Below are 24,000 nucleotides of genomic sequence, written 5' to 3'. Positions count from 1 at the left end.
ATCGACGGATTCATCGCCAATCATCCCCGGCGGGTTTATGAGCTCAGGCCCAGGCGCGCGGCGATCCCGCAGCGTTTAAGGCAGCTAGCTGACACGTAGTCATTTTCTGTGTGGTCTGCCAGTCATTAGAAGCTCACTTCCCTGTTTGTTACCTGATTAGCCGCCCGGAGTTGTTCCATGCCTGACTATCGTTCGAAAACCTCCACCCACGGCCGCAACATGGCCGGCGCCCGCGCTTTGTGGCGCGCCACGGGGATGAAAGATGCCGACTTTAAAAAGCCGATCATCGCCATTGCCAACTCCTTTACCCAGTTCGTACCCGGCCACGTCCACCTGAAGGACATGGGTCAACTGGTTGCCCGCGAGATCGAGCGCGCTGGCGGCGTTGCCAAGGAATTCAACACCATTGCCGTAGACGACGGCATCGCCATGGGCCATGACGGCATGCTGTATTCGCTGCCGAGCCGCGAGATCATCGCCGACTCCGTCGAGTACATGGTCAACGCCCACTGCGCCGACGCCATTGTGTGTATCTCCAACTGCGACAAGATCACCCCTGGCATGTTGATGGCCTCGTTGCGCCTCAACATCCCGGTGATTTTCGTTTCCGGTGGCCCAATGGAAGCGGGCAAGACCAAACTCGCCAGCCACGGCCTGGACCTGGTAGATGCCATGGTCATCGCGGCCGACTCCAGCGCTTCTGACGAGAAGGTTGCCGAGTACGAGCGCAGCGCTTGCCCTACCTGTGGTTCGTGCTCCGGCATGTTCACCGCCAACTCCATGAACTGCCTGACCGAAGCCCTGGGCCTGGCCCTGCCGGGCAACGGCTCGGCACTGGCGACCCACAGCGACCGCGAGCAACTGTTCCTGCAAGCTGGTCGCACCATCGTCGACCTGTGCCGCCAGTACTACGTCGAGAACGACGAATCGGTACTGCCGCGCAACATCGCCAACTTCAAGGCATTCGAAAACGCCATGACGCTGGACATCGCCATGGGCGGGTCGACCAACACCATCCTGCACTTGCTGGCCGCTGCCCAAGAGGCCGAGATCGACTTCGACCTGAAAGACATCGACCGCCTGTCGCGTCACGTGCCGCAGCTGTGCAAAGTCGCGCCGAACATCCAGAAGTACCACATGGAAGACGTGCACCGCGCCGGCGGCATTTTCTCCATCCTCGGCTCGCTGGCCCGTGGCGGTCTGCTGCACACCGACCTGCCGACCGTACACAGCAAGACCCTGGCCGAAGGCATCGCCAAGTGGGACATCACCCAGACTGACGACGAAGCCGTGCATACCTTCTTCCGTGCAGGCCCGGCCGGTATTCCAACCCAAACCGCGTTCAGCCAGTCGACCCGCTGGGACACCCTGGACGACGACCGTGAAAACGGCTGTATCCGCAGTGTCGAGCATGCCTACTCGCAAGAAGGCGGCCTGGCCGTGCTGTACGGCAACATCGCGCTGGATGGTTGCGTCGTTAAAACGGCGGGCGTAGACGAGTCGATCCACGTGTTCGAAGGCAATGCCAAGATCTTCGAAAGCCAGGACAGCGCCGTGCGCGGCATTCTGGCGGACGAAGTGCAGGCCGGTGACATCGTGATCATCCGCTACGAAGGCCCGAAAGGCGGCCCGGGCATGCAAGAGATGCTTTACCCGACGTCCTACCTGAAATCCAAAGGTCTGGGCAAAGCTTGCGCCCTGCTTACCGATGGCCGCTTCTCGGGCGGTACGTCGGGCCTGTCCATCGGCCATGCTTCGCCGGAAGCGGCGGCTGGCGGCGCGATCGGTCTGGTGCAGGACGGCGACAAAGTGCTGATCGACATTCCAAACCGCTCGATCAACCTGCTGATCAGCGACGAAGAAATGGCGACACGCCGTGCCGCGCAAGACAAGAAAGGCTGGAAGCCGGTTGAAGTGCGTCCGCGCAAAGTCACCACCGCCCTCAAGGCCTACGCCTTGCTGGCCACCAGCGCCGACAAGGGCGCGGTGCGTGACAAAGCATTGCTGGACAAGCTGGTGCCGTAAGCCACCCTGCAACAACAAAAATCCCGGCCAGGTGCCGGGATTTTTTATGGGCAACATAACCACCCGTGTGGGAGCGGGCTTGCCCGCGATGGCATCGCCGTGGTCATGCAGGCAGACCGCGCCGCCTGCATCGCGAGCAAGCCCGCTCCCACAGGAATTACTGGATCTGGTCAGGCTTGACGATCACCCAGTTCTTGTCCGCCGTCACCGGCAAACCTTCCTTGGCCTGGGCCGCTGCGTTTTTGGCCATCATGCCTTCCAGCTGCGCCATGTATTTGTCCTTGCGGTTGACCCACAGGTGAATCCCGCCCTTGGCGACGTCAACCCCGTGAAACAACATGTAGCCATCACTGGACGGCGTATCACCGCCCACCAGCACCGGTTTTTTCCATTGATCGATATAGGTCAGGATCGCCGCTTGCTTGCCCGCCATCCACGTCGCCGGAGTCCACAGGTAAGGCGTCAGTTCCAGCCCAAGGTTGGCTTTTTCGTTATAGGTGCCCGCACTGATCTGCTTGCGTGCCGTGGTCAGCTCCCCGGTTTTACGGTCCTTGAGCAAGGTGGTCACGCCAATCACGTTCTGCGGCTTGACGTTGTAACCGTACTTGGGATCGGCCGCCACCATGCGCACCAGCTCTTCCGAGGCGGCCGTCATCACGTAGACCTCGATGCCGTTTTCCATCAGTTTGTTGAACAGCTCGACCTGACCGGTAAACACCTTGGGCGGCTGAACCTCTGAGGTCTTGACCACATCACCCTCGAAATAAGTCACCGGCACCGGCTTGCCCGACGCCATCAACTCATCCACGTAACCCTTGAGCTGTTGCAGGGTGAAACCGGAAAACACCTGGGCCACCCACGGGTAGCAGACCATGTCGTCGATTTCACACAGGCGATAGTAGTAACTGAACAGGCTTTCCTTGTGGTCAGCGGTGTCTTTGAAGGGGATCAGTTTGAGTGACGGGTCCAGGCTTTCGCGGGTGATCAGGCCCTTGTTCTCCATATAAGGCAGCAGGGCCTCTTCCAGATCGTTGCGATAGCTGGTGTTGTCCATGTCAAAGACCGCGAAGTTACCCTTGTTCGCGTTGGCGGCGATCATGGCTTCCAGTTGCCTGGCCTGGTCAGCGGGCCAGTGTTTCAGTTCTGTGGCCAGTGCCTGGCCCGTCAGGCCCAGACACAGGGTTGCAGCGATCAACTTGGCGGTCAGTTTCATCAGCTATGCTCCACGTCAAAGGCATCGAAGCTAACAAACCTGTGTGACAATTTTTGATTCGGACACGACGGCTATCGTCGTGAATGCGTCACCGCCTTATTCCAAAAACAAAGGTTGTCATTCCACAACGGTATATTTCCTGTTATTTCAAACTGTTACGATTTCCGGTTCGCAATAGCTGCATACAAATACTGATACACGTCGTCCCCTCGGAGTTTTCATGAATTTCCCGCTGATCCTCAATCTGCTGGTGTTCCTCGCGTTGCTGTTTGGCCTGTCGCTGACCCGCCACACCGCGTGGAGCCTGGCTAAAAAAGTCTTGCTGGCACTGGTTCTCGGCGTGGTCTTCGGTCTGTGCCTGCACATGACCTACGGTGCTGATAGCCCTACCCTGAAAACGTCCATCGGCTGGTTCGATCTGGTAGGCAGCGGCTACGTGCAACTGCTGCAAATGATCGTGATCCCGCTGGTTTTCGCATCGATCCTCAGCGCTGTGGCCCGACTGCATAACGCCTCATCCCTGGGCAAGATCAGCTTCCTGACCATCGGCACGCTGCTGTTCACCACCATGATCGCAGCGCTGGTGGGCATCGGCCTGACCAACCTGTTCGGCCTGACCGCCGATGGCCTGGTGGCGGGCGCGGCTGAAATGAGCCGCCTGCAAGTGATCCAGAGCGACTACGTGGGCAAGGTGTCGGACCTGAACGTGCCGCAGTTGCTGCTGTCGTTTATCCCGCAGAACCCGTTTGCCGACCTGGCCCGAGCCAAGCCGACCTCGATCATCAGCGTGGTGATTTTCGCTGCATTCCTGGGTATTGCTGCACTGCAACTGTTCAAGGATGAACCGGAAAAAGGCGGCAAGATCCTCAGCGCCATCGACACCCTGCAAGCCTGGGTGATGCGCCTGGTGCGCCTGGTGATGAAACTGACCCCGTATGGCGTTCTGGCCCTGATGACCAAAGTGGTCGCCATGTCCAACGTGCAAGACATCATCAAACTGGGCAGCTTTGTGGTGGTGTCCTACATCGCCCTAGCCCTGATGTTCGTGATTCATGGCGTGATCCTGTCGGTATCCGGCGTTAACCCGCTGCGCTTTTTCCGCAAGGTATGGCCAGTACTGACGTTTGCTTTCACCAGCCGCTCGAGCGCGGCCAGCATCCCGCTGAGCATTGAAGCGCAAACCCGTCGCCTGGGGATTCCATCTTCCATCGCCAGCTTTGCCGCCTCGTTTGGCGCCACCATTGGCCAGAACGGCTGTGCCGGCCTGTACCCGGCCATGTTGGCGGTGATGGTTGCCCCGACCGTTGGCATCAACCCGCTGGACCCGGTGTGGATCGCGTCGCTGGTAGCGATTGTGACCTTGAGTTCAGTGGGCGTGGCCGGTGTGGGCGGTGGTGCGACCTTCGCGGCACTGATCGTATTGCCCGCGATGGGCTTGCCGGTATCGCTGGTGGCGTTGCTGATTTCGGTTGAGCCACTGATCGACATGGGCCGCACGGCGCTGAACGTCAGCGGTTCGATGGTCGCCGGTACGGTGACCAGCCAGATTCTGCACCAGACCGACAAGGCCATTCTGGCTGAAGACGACCATGGTGATCTGGCGCACGCGTAACACCTGACTGACCCCGCGCCCACGCTTGTGGGAGCGGGCTTGCTCGCGATTCAGGCAACGCGGTTTGTCTGTACCAACGCGGTGATGCAATCGCGAGCAAGCCAGGTCCACAGGGTAATGGGTTGCCTTAAACCCTTTCCCACACCTCAAAGCTGAACGCCGGCTTGTCATCCGCGGCGGCATGCAGTTCTTCTGACACCCGCTTCCATTGCGCCTGATCAAACTCAGGGAACCACGCATCGCCTTCCGGGCTCATCCCCACCCGCGTCAGGTACAACCGGTCGGCATCCGCCAGGCCCTGGGTGTACAACTGCGCGCCGCCAATCAACATGACTTCGCTTACGCCCTGCTCGGTTGCCCACTGCTCGGCACGCTCAACCGCGGCTTCAAGCGATGCAAACACCTCGGCACCTTCGAGCTGCAAATCGGTCTGACGACTGACCACCAGGTTCAATCGACCCGGCAACGGGCGCCCCAGGGAGTCCCAGGTTTTGCGACCCATGATGATCGGCTTGCCCAGGGTGGTGGCCTTGAAGTATTTGAAATCCGCAGGCAAATGCCACGGCATGCTGTTGTCGACGCCGATCACGCGGTTTTCAGCGAGTGCCGCGATCAGGCTTAGGGGGAGTGATTTTTTCATGGCGCCGAGGATACCAGAGCGACCTGCGCCGACAGTACCCCGCCTGACTAACAGCGGTTATGCTCCTTGTTCACTTGAATGGAATGTCGCGTGACTCAACTTTCCCCATTACAACGCCTCTGGTTGACCGAGACCGTGCGCCTGCGCGAAGAACACGCAGGCCCGCTGGACGACCTGGAAGCCAATCGCCGTGCCCGCACCACGGCTGGCGACTTATCCACACGCCTGCAAAACCGTGCCCTGTGGCTGGCCGAACGCGATGGTTTGCTCAGTGCCATGCAGCACTGGCTGCAAGGCGCCCGGCTGGCGTTGCTGGTGCTGGCCGTGCTGGCCGTGATCAGCGGCGCCGGCCTTGCATTTGCGGCCCTGGGCGACGGGCAAACCCCGGTCAATGTGTTCTGGGCACTGGGCAGCCTGCTGGGGCTCAACCTGATACTGCTTCTGAGCTGGGCAACCGGCCTGCTGTTTGCCGGTGAACACGGCGCCAGCCTCGGCCGCCTGTGGCTGTGGCTCAGTGAAAAACTCGCCCGTGACGCCAAGGCCGCGCAATTGGCACCCGCGTTATTGCTGTTGCTGCAACGGCGCAAACTCAATCGCTGGGCGCTCGGCACACTGGTCAATGGCCTGTGGCTGCTGGCAATGCTCAGCGCGCTGGTGATGATGCTGTTGCTTATGGCCACCCGCCGCTACGGGTTTATCTGGGAGACCACGATTCTGGGCGCCGACGTCTTTGTCGCCGCCACCCGCGCCCTTGGCGCATTGCCCAACTGGCTGGGCATGAGCGTGCCGACCGTAGAGATGATCCGCATCAGCAACGACACCAGCCTCTACAACAACGAACTGGTGCGTCAGGCCTGGGCGGTCTGGCTGGTTGGCGTGGTACTGATTTACGGCGTACTGCCGCGCCTGCTTCTGGCAGCCTTGTGCCTGTGGCGCTGGAAAACCGGGCGCAACGCTCTGGAGCTGGATCTCAACCTGCCCGGCTACAGCCAGTTGCGCGAACGGCTGATGCCCAGCAGCGAACGCCTGGGCGTCAACGACATCGCCCCCGAGCAATTGCACAGCGTGCAGGGCGGGCACAGCGACCTGCACACCGATGGCGCATTGATCGTGGCCATTGAACTGGACGACCAGCATCCGTGGCCACCCACCTTGCCGCCCACGGTCAAGGATGCGGGCATACTCGACAGCCGCGAGTCCCGGCAAAAACTGCTCGAACAAATGACCCGCTTCCCTCCGGCCCGGCTTGCCATCGCTTGCGACCCGCGGCGCTCGCCGGACCGCGGCAGCCTGGCGCTGATCGGCGAACTGGCCCGCAGTGCCAGCGAGACCCGCGTGTGGCTGCTGCAAGCCCCGCCCGGCCAGGCGCTGGATGCCGACCGCCTGGGCGACTGGCACACTGCGCTGCAGCAACTGGGGCTGCCGTTCGCCGCCAGTGCCCCCTTGAACTGGCTGGAGACAGGCCATGACTAAGCCACTGACGCTGGCCGTAGTCGGCCACACCAATGTCGGCAAAACCTCTTTGCTGCGCACCCTGACCCGGGATGTCGGCTTTGGCGAGGTGTCCCATCGTCCCAGTACCACGCGCCATGTCGAAGGTGCGCGATTGTCGGTAGACGGCGAGCCCCTGCTGGAGCTTTACGACACCCCGGGGCTTGAAGATGCCATCGCCCTGCTCGACTACCTTGAGCGCCTCGACCACCCCGGCGAACGCCTTGATGGCCCGGCGCGGGTGGCCCGGTTTCTTGAAGGCAGCGAGGCACGCCAGCGTTTTGAGCAGGAGGCCAAGGTACTGCGCCAACTGCTGGCATCGGACGCGGGGTTGTTTGTGATCGACGCCCGCGAGCCGGTCCTGGCCAAGTACCGCGACGAACTCAGTGTGCTGGCCAGTTGCGGCAAGCCGCTGCTGCCGGTGCTCAATTTTGTCAGCAGCCCGCAGCACCGCGAGCCTGAATGGCGCGAAGCCCTGGCACGCCTTGGTTTGCATGCTCTGGTGCGGTTTGACAGCGTGGCCCCGCCCGAAGATGGCGAGCGCCGCTTGTATGAAAGCCTGGCCCTGCTGCTGGAGCATTCACGGGAGGCGTTGCAGCGCCTGATTACAGACCAGGAGGCCCAACGAGAAGCCCGCAAGCACAGTGCGCTGCGCTTGATCGCCGAGTTGCTGATCGACTGCGCCGCGTGCCGTCGTAGCGTGATCAGCGAAAAAGCCGCCGAACAACAGGCCATCCAGCAACTGCGCGAAGCCATCCGCCAGCGTGAGCAGCGCTGCGTTGAAGCCATGCTCAAACTGTATGGCTTTCGTACCAGCGATGCGGCGGCCAGTGATTTGCCGTTGCTTGACGGGCGCTGGGGCGATGACTTGTTCAACCCCGAGACCCTCAAGCAACTGGGTGTGCGGGTCGGTAGCGGGATTGCTGCAGGCGCGGCGGCCGGGGCCGGTGTGGACCTGATGGTCGGCGGCCTGACCCTGGGTGCGGCCGCACTGGCCGGCGCCATTGCCGGCGGTGCGCTGCAGACCGCACGCAGCTATGGCAGCCGCTTGCTGGGCAAACTCAAGGGCCAGCGTGAATTGACCGTGGACGACAGCGTGTTGCGCCTGCTGGCCTTGCGCCAACGGCAATTGCTGCACGCCCTCAATGCCCGCGGGCATGCCGCTGTCGACAGCATCAAGGTCGCCACCCCACAGGACAAAACCTGGCGCGAGGGCAAATTGCCCGAAGCCCTGAACAAAGCCCGTGCGCACCCGCAATGGTCGTCTCTGAACCCCCATCCGAAGTTGAACCAGGCCGAGCGCCAGGAACAGATCGAGTGGCTGGCCACACACATCTGAAAGGCATCTTCTGTGGGAGCGGGCTTGCTCGCGATGGCATCACCGTGGTCATGCAGGTAGACCGCATCGCCTGCATCGCGAGCAAGCCCGCTCCCACAAGAGTTTGTCTTTAACTGTTCAGCAGGCGGATGGCCTTGTCCTTAAGCATTTGCAGGTCAATGATGGGGACATGCTCTTGTTTGGCCTGCTCATCCCAGACCCGCATGCGCAGGCTCAACGCACACAGCGGATCTTGCTCGAATGCATCCGCCTCGGCCTCGCTCATCACCCCGCCCTGATACCCCAGCGTGCGAATGCTGGCCTCGCTCAGCAAGTCGTAATACCCCGGCTGGCGCAAGGTCAGGTAGCGCTTGGCCTGTACGTGGTACTCCACCAGCCTGGCCACCCGCTCGCTGAAACCTGCACGGCGCAAATAATTGGCGCCCACCCGTTCATGGCTGACCACGCCATAGCCATCCATGTTCTTTGCATCATTGACGCAGAAGTGGCCAATATCGTGAAAGAACGCCGCCAATACCACTTCATCGTCACAGCCTTCGGCCAACGCTAACTGTGCGGCCTGGGACATATGCTCGATCTGGGACACCGGCTCGCCGATGTAATCGTCAGTGCCGTATTGCCGATACAAGCCAAACACCTCTTCAACCACTTGCTGCGCAGCTGTCATCACATGCTCTCCAGCATCCGGGCGATATTGCCCTCGGCCATCGCCGGGCCCACGCTCATGCCCACGCCGGTGTGCATCAGCGCCGCATTCAGCCCCGGTTCCACCTCCAGCCAGGTGAACGGCTTGGCCCCTTTTGCCCCATAGACACCCTGCCAACGCTCAATCACCCGGACTTCACAACCCAGGGTTTCCTCGCACAGCTGCAGCATCCAGTTATCAACCTGTTCACCGTTAAAGGGTGTCGGATCCCGGCTGTAATCGTGAGAATCACCGACAATCAAGTCACCGTAGGGCGTTGGGCTGATCAGCAGATGTATGCCGTGCTGATCCAGATGGGGGCTGCCTCGCAGGATTTCGTCCTGCACCGCCGCTGCTTCTGGCAAGTCGGCAAAGGCACCGTAATGCACACAGCTGAGCCCGGTCAGCAGGGCGTGTTGCAACTTCAAATCGACCTTGGGTCTCACACGCAGCATTTGCAGGCGGCAAATCTGCGGGTTGAGCCGGGCCAGCGGCTCGGCCAGTAAAGTCAGGTAATCGTGCCCCGAACACACAATCACCTGCGAGCCCTTGAAACTGCCCGCCGTGGTGTGGACTTGACCGGGCTCGACCTCGCGTACCAGGGTCGAAAAATGAAACTCGACCCCCAGGTCACGCTGCAGATACGCAATCAATGCCGGGATCGCCTCCCGGGAATAGACCTGCTGATCGTCCAGACCGTGCAAAGCAGCACGGTGATGGCTGAATTGACCGCCGTACAGCGCGTCCAGGTCTGCGCCGCGCAACAGTTCGGCACGATAGCCGAATTCACGAGCGCGGCCTTGGCAAAAGGCGTCCAGCAGGTGCTCTTCGGCTTCGGTGCGGGCGAACAGGTATGAGCCATTACGCTTGAGCTCGAAACCTGCACGCTGCGCCCAGTCGGCCCAGACAGGGCGACTGGCCCGGGCCAGATCGAGCATCACGCCGGGCGGTTGGCCGGTGACCAGGGCCTGGCCAAAGTTGCGCACCGAAGCGCCCAAGGGCGTAGCCGTACGCTCGAATACGCGCACCTTGAGCCCGCGTCTTGCAGCGGCATAGGCGTGGGACAAGCCCAGAATGCCAGCGCCGACGATAAGGATTGGTTGAGTCATCACGATGTCCTGAAGGGCAACTTCACTTACCTTGTGAGAGCGGGCTTGCTCGCGATACAAACGCCGCGATGCGGCTATCCAATCGCGGGCAAGCCCGCTCCCACAGGTCTTTTGTGGCTACAAAACTACTGCGCCGCTTTCTCGGACTTGCCGTCATAGCGTTTGCGCCACTCGGCCAGGATGCTGTCGCGGTTCTGCGAGGCCCAGGCGAAGTCGTTCTTGATCAGGCGCTGCTCGTAGTCGGCTGGCAGTTCGGTCTGTGGCTTGGCAATGCCGGGCTGGGCGAGGACGGCGAAGTTCTCTTTATAAAGCTCCATCGCTGCGGGGCTGGCGGAGAAGTCAGCCAGCTTCTTGGCGGCTTCTTCGTGGGGCGTCCCCTTGATCACGGCAGTGGCTTCGATTTCCCAACCCAGGCCTTCTTTTGGCAACACGATGTCCAGCGGGGCACCCTGGCGCTTGAGCTGCACCGCCGGATATTCAAACGAAATACCGATCGGGAATTCCCCCGAAGCGGCCAACTTGCATGGCTTGGAGCCGGAGTGAACGTACTGGCCGATGTTCTGGTGCAGGTCGTCCATGTACTGCCAACCCTGCTTCTCGCCAAAGGTCTGCAACCACGCGCTCACGTCCAGAAAGCCGGTACCGGATGAAGCCGGGTTGGGCATGACGATCTTGCCCTTGTACTCGGGCTTGGTCAGGTCTTGCCAGCTCACCGGCTTGGTCAGGCCCTGTTTCTCGGCTTCGATGGTGTTGAAGCAAATGGTCGCAGCCCACACGTCCATCCCCACCCAGGCAGGCGGATTGGCCGCATCGCGGTAGTTGACGCCAATCTTGGCCAGATCCTTGGGCGCGTAGCGTTGCAGCATTCCTTGCTGATCCAGGATCGCCAGGCTGGACGCAGCCAGGCCCCATACGGCATCGGCTTGCGGGCGGGCTTTTTCAGCCAGCAGTTTGGCCGTGATGATGCCCGTGGAATCGCGCACCCACTTGATCTCAACGTCCGGGTTGGCCTTCTCGAAAGCCTGCTTATAGGTCTTGAGCTGCTCGGCTTCGAGGGCCGTGTATACGGTCAGCTCGGTTTTCGCAGCAAACGCATTGAAGCTAAAAGCGGTGAGGACAGCAGCGGCAAGGGCAAGTGGCTTGAACATGGTGCGGTTCCTTTATGGTTGTAGGGGCAGAGTTGTGTGGGCACGCATCATTGCGCAGGAGCGCCCTGGCGCCAGGCCTGGGAGCGACTCAGCAAGCCGCGCGAAGCCCGGGCCAGCAGCAGGGACACACACGCCGAGGTGAACAGGATCAGGGTCGACATGGCCGCCGCGCCGCCCACATTGCCGGCGTCGTCCATGTTCAGCACCGCCACCGCTGCAAGGATGGTGTCGGGGCTGTAGAGGAAGATCGCCGCCGACACGGTGGTCATCGCCGAGACAAACAGGTAGCGGATGATGTCCAGCAGCGCTGGCAGGCAGATCGGCACGGTGACGCGCCAGTAATGGCGGTACAGCGGCGCTTTCAGCGACAGCGCGGCCGCTTCGAATTCGCCGTCGAGCTGGCGCAGCGCAGTGGTGGCGGTCATTTGCGCGGTGGTCAAATAATGAGCAATGGTGCACACCACCAGCAGGGTCATGGTGCCGTAGAGCACGTGAAGCGGGTTGCCGGGCAAATTGAAAAAGAACACGTAGCCCAGGCCAAGCACCAGGCCGGGCACCGCCATCGGCACGAAGCTGAGCATGCGCAGGGCCAGGGTCAGTCCCTTCTGGCCCCTGGTTTTTTCCATCAGGTAGGCACCGGTGAAGATGACTGCACTCCCGATCAAGGCCGTGCACAGCGCCATCGTCACGCTGTTGCGATAGGCCAGCCAGCCGCCGCCGGCCGTGTCGCCGAACTGGTAGTGCTTGAGCGACAACGACAGGTTGTACGGCCAGAACGTGACCAGCGACGAGTACACCGCCATGCCGAACACCAGCAGCAGGATGGCGCAGATCAGCAGCACGATGGCCAGGTAGCAGCGGTCACGCATCTTGGAAGGCAGGGGCTTGAACACTTGGGCGCGGCCGCTCATGGCATCGCCGTGCTGGCGGCGCAGCCAGGCATCGACCCCGAAGCTGAACAGCGCAGGCAGCAACAAGACCATGCCGATCAGGGCACCGCGACCGAATTGCTGCTGACCGACCACGGCCTTGTAGGCTTCCAGCGCCAGCACTTGATAGTCACCGCCCACCACCACAGGCACCCCGAAGTCAGTGATGGTCAGGGTGAACACCAGGCAGAACGCTGCGAACACCGCCTGCCGGGTGCCCGGCCAGGTGATGCTGCGAAAGGCTTTGAATGGCCCGGCGCCCATGCTCGATGCCGCATCAAACAAACGTGCATCGGCCAGCGACAAGGCCGACAGCAAAATCATCAACGCGTGGGGGAAGGTATAAATCACTTCGCCGAGCACGATTCCCCAGAAGCCGTAGATGTTGTCCGAAATCAGCCCGCGCAACATGCCCTGATTACCGAACAGGTAGACCAGCGCAATGCCCGGCAACATCGACGGAGCCATCAGCGGCAACAGGGACATACCGCGCCAGATGGGTTTGCCGGGGATCAGGGTGCGTTGCAGGGCGTAGGCAAACAGGTAGGCCAGCGGCACGACAATGGCCGCTACACTGAGCGCCACTTTGAGGCTATTGCCCACCAGCCAGTGGAAATTATCGCTGGTGACCAGCTCCCGAGCGGCAACCCAACCACCGCCCTGCCCCTCTTCGGCGCTCAAGCCGCGCCAGAAGATCGCCAGCAACGGCATCAACACGGCAACCCCCAGCAGCAGCAGTAAAAGCAGTTTGCCGCCGACTACAAACATGCGGTCGCCGAGCTCAGCGCGGGTAGTTTTGCGGGGCAGGTTGCCGGGCAGTGGCAGGGCCATATCAGCAGCCATCTCAGGCAAACACCTGCAAGCTGCCCGGGGGCAGGGCGACGAAAATGTCCGGGGCGCCAAGGCGCGGCAAGTCCTGGCTGCCGACTTCGGCAGTCAGCGCATGGCCCGGCAAGTGGTTGAGTTCAAAACTCATGCGGCAACGATTGCCCAGAAAGGTGATTTCTCGCACCCGCGCCGGGAACAGGTTTTCCTGATGCAGCACCGGGTTCACGCTGATGGCTTCAGGGCGACAAAACAGACGGCCCGAGGCGGCACGCCCGGCATCGTCTGCCAGGCGCATGTTCATACCGCCGACCTGGGCGTGGCTCGCGCTGTTGCGCTGGAACGGCAGCCAGTTGCCCTGCCCCACAAACTCGGCCACGAACGGGGTGGCCGGTTTGTCGTAGATTTCCTGCGGGGTGGCGTATTGCTCGACCTTACCGTTGTTCATCACGGCAATGCGGTCGGCCATCAACATGGCCTCGTCCTGGTTGTGCGTCACCATCAGCGTAGTGATGCCCAGGCTGCGCTGGAGTTGGCGCAGTTCGGTACACAAGTGCTCACGCACACGGGCATCCAGTGCCGACATCGGCTCGTCGAGCAACAACAAGGACGGCGAAGGAGCCAGGGCGCGGGCCAGGGCAACGCGCTGTTGCTGGCCACCCGACAACTGCCCCGGGTATTTCTTTTCGCTGCCGGTCAGGCCCACCAGTTCGAGCATGTCGCCAACGCGCTTGCGCACCACATCACGATTGCTGCCCGCCAGGCCATAAGCGATGTTGGCTTCAACGGTCAGATTGGGAAACAAGGCGTAGGACTGAAACAGAATCCCGTAGTCACGGGCTTGCGGTGCCAGCTCGGACACATCGCGATCACCCAGATACAGCGCGCCGTCGTCCTGGCGTTCAAGCCCCGCAATGCACCGCAGCAGCGTGGTCTTGCCGCAACCTGACGGCCCGAGCAGGCACACCAGTTCGCCTGCGGCCACCTCCAGCGAGACGCTGTCCAGCGCGGTAAAGGCGCCAAAGCGTTTGCTGACATTGCGCACCCTCATCGGTACGCCGGGTTGGGTCAAAGCGGTTGCGTTCGAGCTGTTCATGGATGCACCTCATCAAGCAGATGGGGGTCATCCTAGAGACGCAATGCGTACAGGATATGGCAGCAAGGCCAAAGCTGCCGATAGTGGTATTGGTGGATTTGGGTATGGGTGCTGGGTCATTGTGGGAGCGGGCTTGCTCGCGATGGCCTTACCGCGTTTTGCCTGACAGGCCGCATCGCCTGCATCGCGAGCAAGCCCGCTCCCACAGTGGTTGTGGTCAGGCCGGGGCCATCTCTTGCGCCAGCCCCAGAAAAGCCGCTGGCAAACGCGCCGATTTACGCTCTTTGAGGCAGTACAGGTATTCGTGGATGACCGGGGCATTTTCCAGGGTCAGCACCCGAAGCTGCGGGTCGTGGGGCACTTCTTGCCGGGCAATGATGCTGATGCCGATGTTGCGCAGCACCGCCTCGCGGATCGATTCCCGGCTACCGATTTCCAGCAGCGGGCCAAAGCTGACACCGGCGCTTTCAAGCAGTTCTTCCGTCAACTTGCGCGTGGTCGAACCCTGTTCGCGCATCAACAGACAATGCCCGGCCAGCGCACTCAACGGCACGTGTTCTAGGTTGGCCAGCGGGTGATTGCGATGCACCGCCAGCACCAGCGGATCGGCGCCGAGTACGCGGCGAATCAGGCGCGGGTCTTCGAGTAATTGCGACGAGGCCGCAATGTCGACCCGGTATTCATCCAGCGCTTCAAGCACCTGCTGGGAATTGCCGATGTCCACCGACACTTCGATCTGCGGCAAGCGTTCGCGAAAGGCCTTCACCAGATCGAGGATGTAATACGGTGCCGTGGCGGCGATACGCAAGGTGCCGTTGCCCTGGCCGCTGTTGCGCAAAAAGAACTCGATGTCGGCTTCTTGCTGCAGCAGCGCCTTGACCATCGGCAGCAGACGCACGCCCTCATCGCTGAGTGTCAGGCGCCGGCCGCCACGGTAGAACAGCTCCACGGCGTACTGGCTTTCGAGGTTACGGATCTGCGTGGTCACAGTCGGCTGGCTAAGCCCGAGCTTTTTTGCGGCCTGAGTAATGCTGCCCAACTGGGCCACCCGGTAAAACGCTTTCAGCTCGGCACTCAGCACAGCGGCCTCTCTTGCTCTATTTGCGCAGCAGGCGCAAACCGTTGAACACCACCAACAGACTCACGCCCATGTCGGCAAACACGGCCATCCACATGGTGGCCATACCGAGGAAGGTTACCGCAAGAAAGATCGCTTTGATGACCAATGCCAGGGCAATGTTCTGCTTGAGGATGCTGGAGGTCTGGCGTGACAGGCGAATGAATGCCGGGATCTTGCGCAGATCGTCGTCCATCAGGGCGACATCCGCCGTCTCAATCGCAGTATCCGTACCCGCAGCAGCCATCGCAAAACCAATCTCGGCGCGGGCCAGGGCAGGGGCGTCGTTGATTCCGTCACCCACCATGCCTACGTGATGCCCCTTGGCATACAGGGCTTCGATCGCCTTGAGCTTGTCCTCCGGCAGCAAGTTGCCTTGCGCTTCGTCGATGCCGACCTGGGCCGCAATGGCACTGGCGGTGTGCGGGTTGTCGCCGGTGAGCATCAAGGTTTTGATGCCCAGCTCATGCAATTCCCGAATCGCTTCGCGGCTGGTTTCCTTGACGGTGTCTGCTACCGCGAAAAGCGCCATCGGACCTGAGTTGTCGCACAGCAAGATGACCGTTTTACCCTGCTCTTCCAGGGCAAACAGCTTTTCTTCAAGGGCAGGCGAGCACAGGCCCAGTTCCTCTACCAGTCGGTGGTTGCCCAAGTGGTAAAGCTTGCCGTCTATCTCGCCACGCACGCCGCGACCCGCCAGGGCGGCGAAGTTATCCACAGCGCTCAGTTGCAGGTTTTTATCCACAGCCGCAGTGGCGACCGCCAGTGAGACCGGGTGATCGGAGCGCGAGGCCAGGCTTGCGGCCAACAACACGGCGCTGTCGGTGACCAACGGATCAAGGGGCAGGTAATCGGTTTGCACCGGTTTGCCGTGGGTGATGGTGCCCGTCTTGTCGAGCGCCAGAAAGTCGAGCTTATGGCCGCTTTCCAGGTACACACCGCCTTTGACCAAAATCCCCTTGCGGGCCGCTGCCGCCAGGCCGCTGACGATGGTGACCGGTGTCGAGATCACCAGCGCACACGGGCACGCAACAACCAGCAGCACCAGTGCGCGATAGATCCAGTCGAACCAGACGCCACCCATGAACAGGGGCGGAATCACAGCCACTGCCAAGGCGAAAACGAACACCAGCGGGGTATAGATTTTCGAGAAACTGTCGACGAAGCGCTGGGTCGGCGCCCGAGAGCCCTGGGCTTGCTCCACGGCGTGGATGATCCGCGCCAGCGTCGAGTTGTTGGCCGCTGCCGTCACCCGGTACTCCAGGGCACCGGCCTGGTTGATGGTGCCCGCGAAGACTTTATCGCCCACTGTCTTCTCGATGGGCAGGCTTTCACCGGTGATCGGCGCCTGATCGATCGTCGAACTGCCCGCGATCACTTCGCCGTCCAGGCCGATCCGCTCGCCGGGGCGCACCCGCACGATGGCGCCAAGCGCGATGTCTTTGACCTCAAGCTCGATCCAGTTGCCATCCGCCTGTTGCACGGTGGCCTTGTCCGGTGCCATTTGCATCAGTCCGCTGATGGCATTGCGTGCGCGGTCGAGGGATTTGGCCTCGATCAACTCAGCCACGGTAAACAGGAACATCACCATGGCAGCTTCTGGCCACTGACCGATCAACACTGCGCCAGTCACCGCAATGCTCATCAGCGCATTGATATTCAGGTTGAGGTTTTTCAGGGCAATCCAGCCCTTTTTGTAGGTGGTCAGGCCGCCGCTGAGGATCGACACCAAGGCCACCAGCGCGATCACCCACGTAGGCGCCGCATCGGTGAAGTGCAGGACTTCCGCCGCCAGTGCGCCCACACCGGCTACCGCCAGCGGCCACCAGTGTTTTTTGACGGGTGGCGCAGCCGGGGCCGCCTCTGCCCCGGACTCAATGGGGTCAGCCACCATGCCAAGGGATTTGATCGCCGCGATAATCGGTTCGGTCGACGGCAGGTCGTGGGTCACGCCCAGCACCCGGTTGATCAGGTTGAACTCCAGCTGCTGCACACCCGCCAGCTTGCCCAGCTTGTTCTGGATCAGCGTTTGTTCGGTGGGGCAATCCATTGCTTCGATGCGAAAGTTGCTCAGCCGAGCACCCGCCGTAGGGGCAGCGCCGAGCTTGATCACGCTGGGGCCCGCCGCGGTCGAACAGCAGCTGTGGCCATGACTGGCGTGGTCATGCTTTTTGCCATGATCGTGGTCGTGGTCGTGGTCGTGCTTGTGCGGGGTGTGAATGGAATCGCTCATCAGGTTGCGTCCGGAAAAGGTGCCTGTTGCCAAGTAAAGACCCTGTAGCCACTATAGGGTCAAGCAACCTTTCGGAGATAAACGCGATGAAAATTGGTGAACTGGCTAAATTGACCGATTGTCAGGTCGAAACCATCCGTTATTACGAGCGCGAAGGGTTGCTGCCGGAGCCTGCGCGCAGTGAAGGCAATTACCGCTTGTACACCCAGGCCCACGTGGAGCGGCTGACGTTCATCCGCAATTGCCGCAGCCTGGACATGACCCTCGAAGAAATCCGCAGCCTGCTCAACCTGCGCGACAGCCCGCAGGACCAGTGCGAAAGCGTGAATGCGCTGATCGACGAGCATATTCATCACGTCAAGGCACGGATCGACGGCTTGCTGGCCTTGCAGACACAACTGCTCGACCTGCGCCAACGGTGTGGCGAAGGGCCGAACGGGGAACATTGCGGAATTTTGCAGCAGCTGGAAGTCAGCGGATCGGTCAGCACGCCGGAAGGCGAGCCCAGCCATGTGGGCAGAAGCCACGGACATTGACACCACCCTGTAGCCGCTGCCGCAGGCTGCGACAAGGGCCAAAAAGCGCGACCCCTTCGGGCTCGATCGCAGCCTGCGGCAGCGACTACAGGGTTGGCGTTGAGGGTTTACACCGCCATCGGCGCGGTCATTGGCGCGTGGTGCTGATAGCCTTCGAGGCTGAAGTCGCTCGGCTCGATCAGGCCCAGCCACTCCGGCTGATACACGCCCGTCTTGGCGAATTCCGGCACGCGATCCGAAATCACCAATTTAGGCATCGGGAACGGTTCACGGGTCAGTTGCTCATTGAGCATGTCCAGGTGGTTTTCATACACATGGGCATCGCCGATGAAGTAGGTGAACCAGCGTGGCGTATATCCGGTCAGACGGCCGATGAGGCTCAGCAGTGCAGCACCTTCGGTCAGGTTGAACGGTGTGCCCAGGCCCAGGTCGTTGGAACGGATGTACAGGGTCAGGGAAATTTCCCTGGTCTCGACATTCGGGTGGAACTGATACAGCAAATGGCACGGCGGCAGGGCCATTTCGTCGAGCTGGGCGCAGTTCCAGCCGTGGAACAGAATACGGCGGCTGCCCGGGTCATTGATGATGGTGTCGACACACTGGCGCACCTGATCAATGGCTTTGTACAGCACCACGTAGGCCTGACCGTCTTCTTCACCTTCGGCGATCTGGCGATAGCCCTGGCTCAGGCACAACTCGATAGCCGCCTGGTTGCTGCGCTCGATTTGCTTGTAAGCCGGCCATTTGCGCCATTGCACGCCGTAGATTTCGCCCAGGTCGTCTTCACCCTGACGGAACGGGTTGGCCAGCCACTGCGCGTTTTCGTTGGCGTTCTGGTCCCACACCTTGCAACCCAGCGCACGGAAATCGGCGGCGCTGTTGACCGGACGCAGGAAGCCGCACATCTCGCCAATGGCAGATTTGAACGCCATGCGTCGGGTGGTGATGGCCGGGAAGCCTTCCTTGAGGTCATAGCGCAACATGGCGCCGGGCAGACTGATGGTCTTCACGCCGGTGCGGTTGGCTTGCAGGGTGCCGTTTTTGATGACGTTGGCAACGAGGTCGAGATATTGCTTCATGGTTTTCCTACCGTTTGAATGCAGGGCGTTGTGCGCCCTGCGATTCGAATTTAAAGCGCAGCTTTGTTAGCCGCTGGATCGCGGTGGTAAGCCCACCAGATCAGGAACAGGCCGCCCGCGATCATCGGGATGCAGAGAATTTGCCCCATCGTCACCCAGCCGAACGCCAGATAGCCTAGCTGGGCATCCGGTACACGGACGAATTCGACGATAAAGCGGAAGATGCCGTAGAACAGGGCGAACATCCCGGACACCGCCATGGTTGGCCGAGGTTTACGCGAGTACAGCCAAAGAATCAGGAACAGTGCCACACCTTCCAGCGCAAACTGATAAAGCTGCGACGGATGGCGCGCCAGTTGCTGCGGGTCGGTAGGGAAGATCATCGCCCACGGCACATCACTGGCCTTGCCCCACAGTTCGGCGTTGATGAAGTTGCCGATGCGCCCCGCACCCAGGCCAATCGGCACCACAGGGGCAATAAAGTCCATGATCTGGAAGAACGATTTGCCGTTGCGCTTGCCGAACCACCAGACAGCCAGCATCACGCCGATCAGGCCACCGTGGAACGCCATGCCGCCTTTCCACACTTCAAAAATCAGCAGCGGGTTGGCGATGTAGGCGCTCAGGTCGTAAAACAGCACATAGCCCAAACGACCCCCGACAATCACGCCCATGGCCACCCAGAACACCAGGTCGGAGAGTTTCTCCTTGGTCCAGGTCGGGTCGAAGCGGTTAAGGCGTCGCGACAGGATCAGCCAGGCAGCGCCAATGCCGATCAGGTACATCAAGCCATACCAATGGATTTTCAGCGGTCCGATGGCCAGTGCCACCGGGTCAATCTGCGGGTAAGGCAGCATTGCGACTCCTTGTTAGATCAGGAAACTCAAACCGACACAGAACAACAGTGCGGCAAACAGCCGTTTCAGCAGGCGTGGCGAAAGCTTGTGGGCCAGTCGCGCACCAAAACGGGCGAAAAACATGCTGGTCAGGGCAATCCCGAGCAGCGCCGGCAAGTAGACAAAACCGAGACTATGCGCGGGCAGGTCGGGGTTATGCCAGCCAATGATCATGAAACTTAATGCACCCACCAGCGCAATCGGCAATCCGCAGGCCGCCGAGGTGGCTACGGCTTGCTGCATCGGCACACTGCGCCAGCTCAGAAATGGCACGGTCAGCGAACCACCACCGATGCCGAAAATCGCCGAAGCCCAGCCAATCACGGTGCCCGCCAGGGTCAGACCGAACTTGCCCGGCACCGTGCCGCTGGCCTTGGGCTGCAACCCCAGGGCCATTTGCACGGCAATCAACAGGGCGAACACGCCAATAATTTTCTGCAAGTGAGGACCGGCAATCGCTTCTGCCGTGATCGCACCAATACCCGCGCCGATCAGAATGCCCAGTGTCATCCAGACAAACAGCGGCCAGCGCACGGCGCCTTTGCGGTTGTGCTCACGAATCGAGTTGATCGAGGTAAAAATGATCGTGGCCAATGACGTACCCACGGCCAGATGGGTCAGCACCTCGCTGTCAAAACCCTGCAAGGTGAAGCTGAACACCAGCACCGGCACGATGATTATTCCGCCACCGACCCCGAACAGCCCGGCCAGCACGCCCGCAAAACCTCCCAGCACCAGATAGAGCAGAAATTCCATGACGCCCCCCAAATTTGATCCGCATGGTAACGGAGCAAGGGCTTTGGCTCCACTGCGCTGCAGTGGTATGGCGCGACCGGCCTGAGCAATCTATAAGTAGAGTGATTAAAAAAACATTAAGGACTGCCCATGTGTCTGATTGTCTTCGCCTGGCGCCCCGGCCATGCACAGCCTTTGGTCGTTGCGGCCAACCGCGATGAGTTTTATGCGCGCCCCGCCAAACCCTTTGCCCAATGGGCCAATACACCCCAGGTGTATGCTGGCCGCGACCTTGAGGCGGGCGGAACCTGGCTGGGGATTGGTGCTGACGGGCGCTTTGCGGCACTGACCAATATCCGCGAACCCCACAAGCCACCTTCGCGGCGTTCCCGAGGTGAATTGGTGGCGGACTTCTTGACCGGCAACCAGTCCATTGCAGAGTACTTCACGCAAATTGGGCGACGTTCCGTCGAATATGCTGGCTTTAACCTGCTTTTGGGCACCCGCGATCAACTCTGGCACTTCAACTCCAAAGACCTGGCGCCACAGCCGCTGGGCGAAGGTATTTATGGCTTGTCGAATGCCGGGCTGGACACTCCCTGGCCCAAGCTGATGAAGGCCAAGGCAGCGCTGGCCGAGGTACTCGACGACCCGCAACCGCAAGCCCTGCTGGCCTTGCTCAAAGACTCGCAAACCGCACCCTTTAGCGAACTGCCGGATACCGGTGTGGGGCTGGCCACTGAAAGCCTGCTGTCGAGTGTGTTCATTGCCAGTCCCAGCTACGGCACTCGCGCCAGCACGGCGCTGATCATCAATGCTGACGGTTCAAGGTTAGTGGTGGAGCACAGCTTCGGACCGCTCGGGGGGCGGCTGGGGGAAGTGAGGATAGAAGCCTGAGGGCATAAACCCTGTGGGAGCGGACTTGTTCGCGATACAGACACCACGGTCTGACTGATTGACCGAGTTGAATCTATCGCGAGCAAGCCCGCTCCCACACGTGGCCGCTTCTCAATACGGCTTGATTGCCGCCGGGTTCATCATCCGCGTCAGACCCATATTTTTCAGGGCCAGGTGGATGGTGCTGCGAATAACCTGCGGGTTGTCGATGGTCATCACTTCAGCCAACAGCTCCTTGGCGCGGCTCAGGCTGACCTGACGCAGCATCCACTTCACTTTTGGCAGGTTGGTGGCGTTCATCGACAGGCTGTCAAAACCCATCGCCATCAGCAGGATCGCTGCCGCCGGATCACCGGCCATTTCACCGCAGATACTCGCCGGCTTGCCTTCAGCGTGGGCGTCGCGCACGACCGATTGCAGGGCTTGCAGTACGGCCGGGTGCAGGTAGTCGTACAAATCCGCGACCCGTGGGTTGTTACGGTCCACGGCCAGCAGGTATTGAGTCAGGTCGTTGGAACCCACCGACAGGAAGTCCACCTGGCGCGCCAGCTCCTTGGTCTGATAGACCGCCGCCGGGATTTCGATCATCACGCCAATGGGCGGCATCGGCACGTCGGTCCCTTCGTCACGCACCTCACCCCAGGCACGGTGCAACAGGTGCAAGGCTTCTTCGAGCTCATGGGTGCCGGAGATCATCGGCAGCAAAATGCGCAGGTTGTTCAGGCCTTCACTGGCCTTGAGCATGGCCCGGGCCTGAACCAGAAAGATTTCAGGGTGGTCGAGGGTGACGCGAATCCCGCGCCAGCCAAGGAACGGGTTGTCTTCCTTGATCGGGAAGTACGACAGTGACTTGTCGCCGCCAATGTCCAGGCTGCGCATCGTCACCGGTTGCGGATGGAAGGCGGCGAGTTGCTCGCGATAAATCGCCAGCTGCTCCTTTTCGCTTGGAAAGCGCTGGTTGATCATGAACGGCACTTCGGTGCGGTACAGACCTACGCCTTCGGCGCCACGCTGTTGCGCACGCGCCACATCGGCCAGCAGGCCGGTGTTGACCCACAGCGGCATGCGATGCCCGTCCGGGGTGATGCACGGCAGCTCGCGCAGGGCGTCCAGCCCCAGAGACAACTGGCGTTCTTCTTCGACAACCTCGGCGTATTGCTTGCGCAACACTTCGCTGGGGTTGGTGTAGACCTCGCCGTGATAGCCGTCGACGATCATCTGGATGCCGTCGACCTTGGAGTACGGCAGATCGACCAGGCCCATGACCGTAGGAATGCCCATGGCCCGTGCCAGAATGGCCACGTGGGAGTTGCCCGAACCCAGTACCGACACCAGGCCGATCAGCTTGCCCTCAGGCACTTCGCCGAGCATGGTGGCGGTCAGTTCTTCGCTGACCAGAATGGTGTTGTCGGGGTAGACCATGCTCTGCTGGCGATCATGCTGCAAGTAGGCCAGCAGGCGACGACCGAGGTCGCGCACATCCGACGCCCGCTCGCGCAGGTAGTCGTCGTCCATCAATTCAAAACGGTTGACGTGATCAGTCACCACCTGACGCAGCGCGCCCTGGGCCCACTGACCGGTCTTGATGACATTTTTGACTTCGCTGCCCAGCGACGCATCGTCGAGCATCATCAGGTATACGTCGAACAGCGCCTGCTCTTCGGGGCGCAACTGCGTGGCGAGTTTTTTCGACACGGCGCGCATGTCGTTGCGCACGCCTTCGAGGGCTGTTTTGAACAGCGCGATTTCGGCAGGAATATCGGTGATGGCCTTGTCGGGCACCACGTCCAGATCCGCCGGAGGCAACATGACGACGGCAGTACCCACCGCCGCACCCGGAGAACCCGGCACGCCGACGAACTTGGCTTCCTGAATACCCTTGCCCTGACGGCCCAGGCCGCGAATCGACCCCGTGGCTTCGGCATGGGCAATAACCCCGGCCAACTGGGCGCTCATGGTCACCAGGAAGGCTTCTTCACCCTCATCGAACTGGCGACGCTCCTTTTGCTGGATGACCAGAACCCCGACCACACGGCGGTGGTGGATGATCGGCGCACCCAGGAAAGAGGCATAGCGCTCCTCTCCGGTTTCGGCAAAGTAGCGATAGCGCGGGTGATCGGCGGCGTTTTCGAGGTTCAGAGGCTCTTCACGGGTGCCCACAAGGCCCACAAGGCCTTCGTTGGGCGCCATGCTGACTTTGCCGATCGAGCGCTTGTTCAAGCCCTCGGTGGCCATCAGGACAAAGCGGTTGGTCTCTGGATCAAGCAAATAGACCGAGCAGACCTGGCTGCTCATGGCCTCTTTGACGCGCAACACAATAATCCCCAACGCCGCCTTGAGATCCTTGGCGGAGTTAACTTCCTGGACGATCTTGCGCAGCGTATTGAGCATGGCT

At 61.0% G+C, this 24,000-nt stretch carries 19 protein-coding genes; 6 read left to right on the top strand and 13 right to left on the bottom strand.

The window, feature by feature from the left end; translation table 11 throughout:
- Positions 1 to 177: 177 nt before the first annotated feature.
- Complete coding sequence (gene ilvD / locus AC19YQ_RS01200) at positions 178 to 2,025, top strand: dihydroxy-acid dehydratase (protein ID WP_133075143.1); 1,848 nt, start codon at positions 178 to 180, stop codon at positions 2,023 to 2,025.
- A gap of 157 nt (positions 2,026 to 2,182) precedes the next feature.
- Here ilvD and AC19YQ_RS01195 read toward each other — a convergent pair whose 3' ends face one another.
- Positions 2,183 to 3,238: an HAD family hydrolase gene (locus tag AC19YQ_RS01195; RefSeq protein ID WP_219262677.1), complete on the bottom strand. Its 1,056-nt coding sequence runs from the start codon at positions 3,236 to 3,238 to the stop codon at positions 2,183 to 2,185.
- Between the two features lie 220 nt (positions 3,239 to 3,458).
- Between AC19YQ_RS01195 and AC19YQ_RS01190 the strand changes: the two genes are divergently transcribed.
- On the top strand, positions 3,459 to 4,850 hold the full coding sequence (locus AC19YQ_RS01190; RefSeq protein ID WP_133075141.1) for an L-cystine transporter: 1,392 nt from the start codon (positions 3,459 to 3,461) through the stop codon (positions 4,848 to 4,850).
- 127 nt (positions 4,851 to 4,977) lie between these two features.
- On the opposite strand, the gene AC19YQ_RS01185 is transcribed toward AC19YQ_RS01190, so the two are convergent.
- On the bottom strand, positions 4,978 to 5,490 hold the full coding sequence (locus tag AC19YQ_RS01185) for a dihydrofolate reductase (protein WP_500594404.1): 513 nt from the start codon (positions 5,488 to 5,490) through the stop codon (positions 4,978 to 4,980).
- 90 nt (positions 5,491 to 5,580) lie between these two features.
- On the opposite strand from AC19YQ_RS01185, the gene AC19YQ_RS01180 reads away from it, so the two are divergent.
- On the top strand, positions 5,581 to 6,963 hold the full coding sequence (locus tag AC19YQ_RS01180; RefSeq protein WP_339477318.1) for a DUF2868 domain-containing protein: 1,383 nt from the start codon (positions 5,581 to 5,583) through the stop codon (positions 6,961 to 6,963).
- Positions 6,956 to 8,320: a GTPase/DUF3482 domain-containing protein gene (locus AC19YQ_RS01175; RefSeq protein WP_500594403.1), complete on the top strand. Its 1,365-nt coding sequence runs from the start codon at positions 6,956 to 6,958 to the stop codon at positions 8,318 to 8,320. The genes AC19YQ_RS01180 and AC19YQ_RS01175 overlap by 8 nt, the downstream gene beginning before the upstream one ends.
- 109 nt (positions 8,321 to 8,429) lie before the next feature.
- Here AC19YQ_RS01175 and AC19YQ_RS01170 read toward each other — a convergent pair whose 3' ends face one another.
- The 7 genes from AC19YQ_RS01170 to AC19YQ_RS01140 form a co-directional block, all read right to left on the bottom strand.
- On the bottom strand, positions 8,430 to 8,987 hold the full coding sequence (locus AC19YQ_RS01170) for a phosphonate degradation HD-domain oxygenase (RefSeq protein ID WP_500594402.1): 558 nt from the start codon (positions 8,985 to 8,987) through the stop codon (positions 8,430 to 8,432).
- Positions 8,987 to 10,114, bottom strand: coding sequence for a TIGR03364 family FAD-dependent oxidoreductase (locus tag AC19YQ_RS01165; protein WP_500594401.1), 1,128 nt, complete (start codon positions 10,112 to 10,114; stop codon positions 8,987 to 8,989). The genes AC19YQ_RS01170 and AC19YQ_RS01165 overlap by 1 nt, the downstream gene beginning before the upstream one ends.
- Positions 10,115 to 10,239: 125 nt before the next feature.
- Positions 10,240 to 11,262 carry a putative 2-aminoethylphosphonate ABC transporter substrate-binding protein gene (locus AC19YQ_RS01160; protein WP_500594400.1) on the bottom strand — a complete coding sequence of 341 codons (1,023 nt, stop codon included), beginning with the start codon at positions 11,260 to 11,262 and terminating at the stop codon, positions 10,240 to 10,242.
- Between the two features lie 47 nt (positions 11,263 to 11,309).
- On the bottom strand, positions 11,310 to 13,034 hold the full coding sequence (locus tag AC19YQ_RS01155) for a putative 2-aminoethylphosphonate ABC transporter permease subunit (RefSeq protein WP_500594399.1): 1,725 nt from the start codon (positions 13,032 to 13,034) through the stop codon (positions 11,310 to 11,312).
- Position 13,035: 1 nt separating this feature from the next.
- The gene (locus AC19YQ_RS01150) at positions 13,036 to 14,112 is read right to left on the bottom strand and encodes a putative 2-aminoethylphosphonate ABC transporter ATP-binding protein (protein ID WP_133075133.1); all 1,077 of its coding nucleotides are present in this window, start codon (positions 14,110 to 14,112) and stop codon (positions 13,036 to 13,038) included.
- 217 nt (positions 14,113 to 14,329) lie between these two features.
- On the bottom strand, positions 14,330 to 15,193 hold the full coding sequence (locus AC19YQ_RS01145; protein WP_133075132.1) for a LysR family transcriptional regulator: 864 nt from the start codon (positions 15,191 to 15,193) through the stop codon (positions 14,330 to 14,332).
- A 16-nt stretch (positions 15,194 to 15,209) separates the two neighbouring features.
- Complete coding sequence (locus tag AC19YQ_RS01140; RefSeq protein ID WP_500594398.1) at positions 15,210 to 17,462, bottom strand: heavy metal translocating P-type ATPase; 2,253 nt, start codon at positions 17,460 to 17,462, stop codon at positions 15,210 to 15,212.
- 86 nt (positions 17,463 to 17,548) lie between these two features.
- Here AC19YQ_RS01140 and cadR point away from each other — a divergent pair, with 86 nt between their 5' ends.
- Positions 17,549 to 17,998, top strand: a complete 450-nt coding sequence (cadR, locus tag AC19YQ_RS01135; RefSeq protein WP_133075130.1) for a Cd(II)/Pb(II)-responsive transcriptional regulator — start codon at positions 17,549 to 17,551, stop codon at positions 17,996 to 17,998.
- 107 nt (positions 17,999 to 18,105) lie between these two features.
- Here cadR and AC19YQ_RS01130 read toward each other — a convergent pair whose 3' ends face one another.
- The 3 genes from AC19YQ_RS01130 to AC19YQ_RS01120 are packed head-to-tail and all read right to left on the bottom strand — an operon-like array spanning position 18,106 to position 20,729.
- Positions 18,106 to 19,077, bottom strand: a complete 972-nt coding sequence (locus tag AC19YQ_RS01130; RefSeq protein WP_219262684.1) for a thymidylate synthase — start codon at positions 19,075 to 19,077, stop codon at positions 18,106 to 18,108.
- A 50-nt stretch (positions 19,078 to 19,127) separates the two neighbouring features.
- A complete protein-coding gene (gene lgt, locus AC19YQ_RS01125; RefSeq protein WP_133075128.1) occupies positions 19,128 to 19,934 on the bottom strand; it encodes a prolipoprotein diacylglyceryl transferase in 807 nt (268 codons plus the stop codon).
- A 12-nt stretch (positions 19,935 to 19,946) separates the two neighbouring features.
- Positions 19,947 to 20,729, bottom strand: coding sequence for a sulfite exporter TauE/SafE family protein (locus tag AC19YQ_RS01120; protein WP_133075127.1), 783 nt, complete (start codon positions 20,727 to 20,729; stop codon positions 19,947 to 19,949).
- 129 nt (positions 20,730 to 20,858) lie between these two features.
- On the opposite strand from AC19YQ_RS01120, the gene AC19YQ_RS01115 reads away from it, so the two are divergent.
- Positions 20,859 to 21,605, top strand: a complete 747-nt coding sequence (locus tag AC19YQ_RS01115) for an NRDE family protein (protein ID WP_339477337.1) — start codon at positions 20,859 to 20,861, stop codon at positions 21,603 to 21,605.
- 111 nt (positions 21,606 to 21,716) lie between these two features.
- Here AC19YQ_RS01115 and ptsP read toward each other — a convergent pair whose 3' ends face one another.
- On the bottom strand, positions 21,717 to 23,996 hold the full coding sequence (gene ptsP, locus AC19YQ_RS01110) for a phosphoenolpyruvate--protein phosphotransferase (protein WP_133075125.1): 2,280 nt from the start codon (positions 23,994 to 23,996) through the stop codon (positions 21,717 to 21,719).
- Positions 23,997 to 24,000 lie beyond the last annotated feature (4 nt).

The organism is Pseudomonas sp. MF06569 (genome assembly GCF_059862735.1).
The sequence above is the reverse complement of the archived record's forward strand: the minus strand, read 5'-3'. Positions and strand labels throughout refer to the sequence as shown.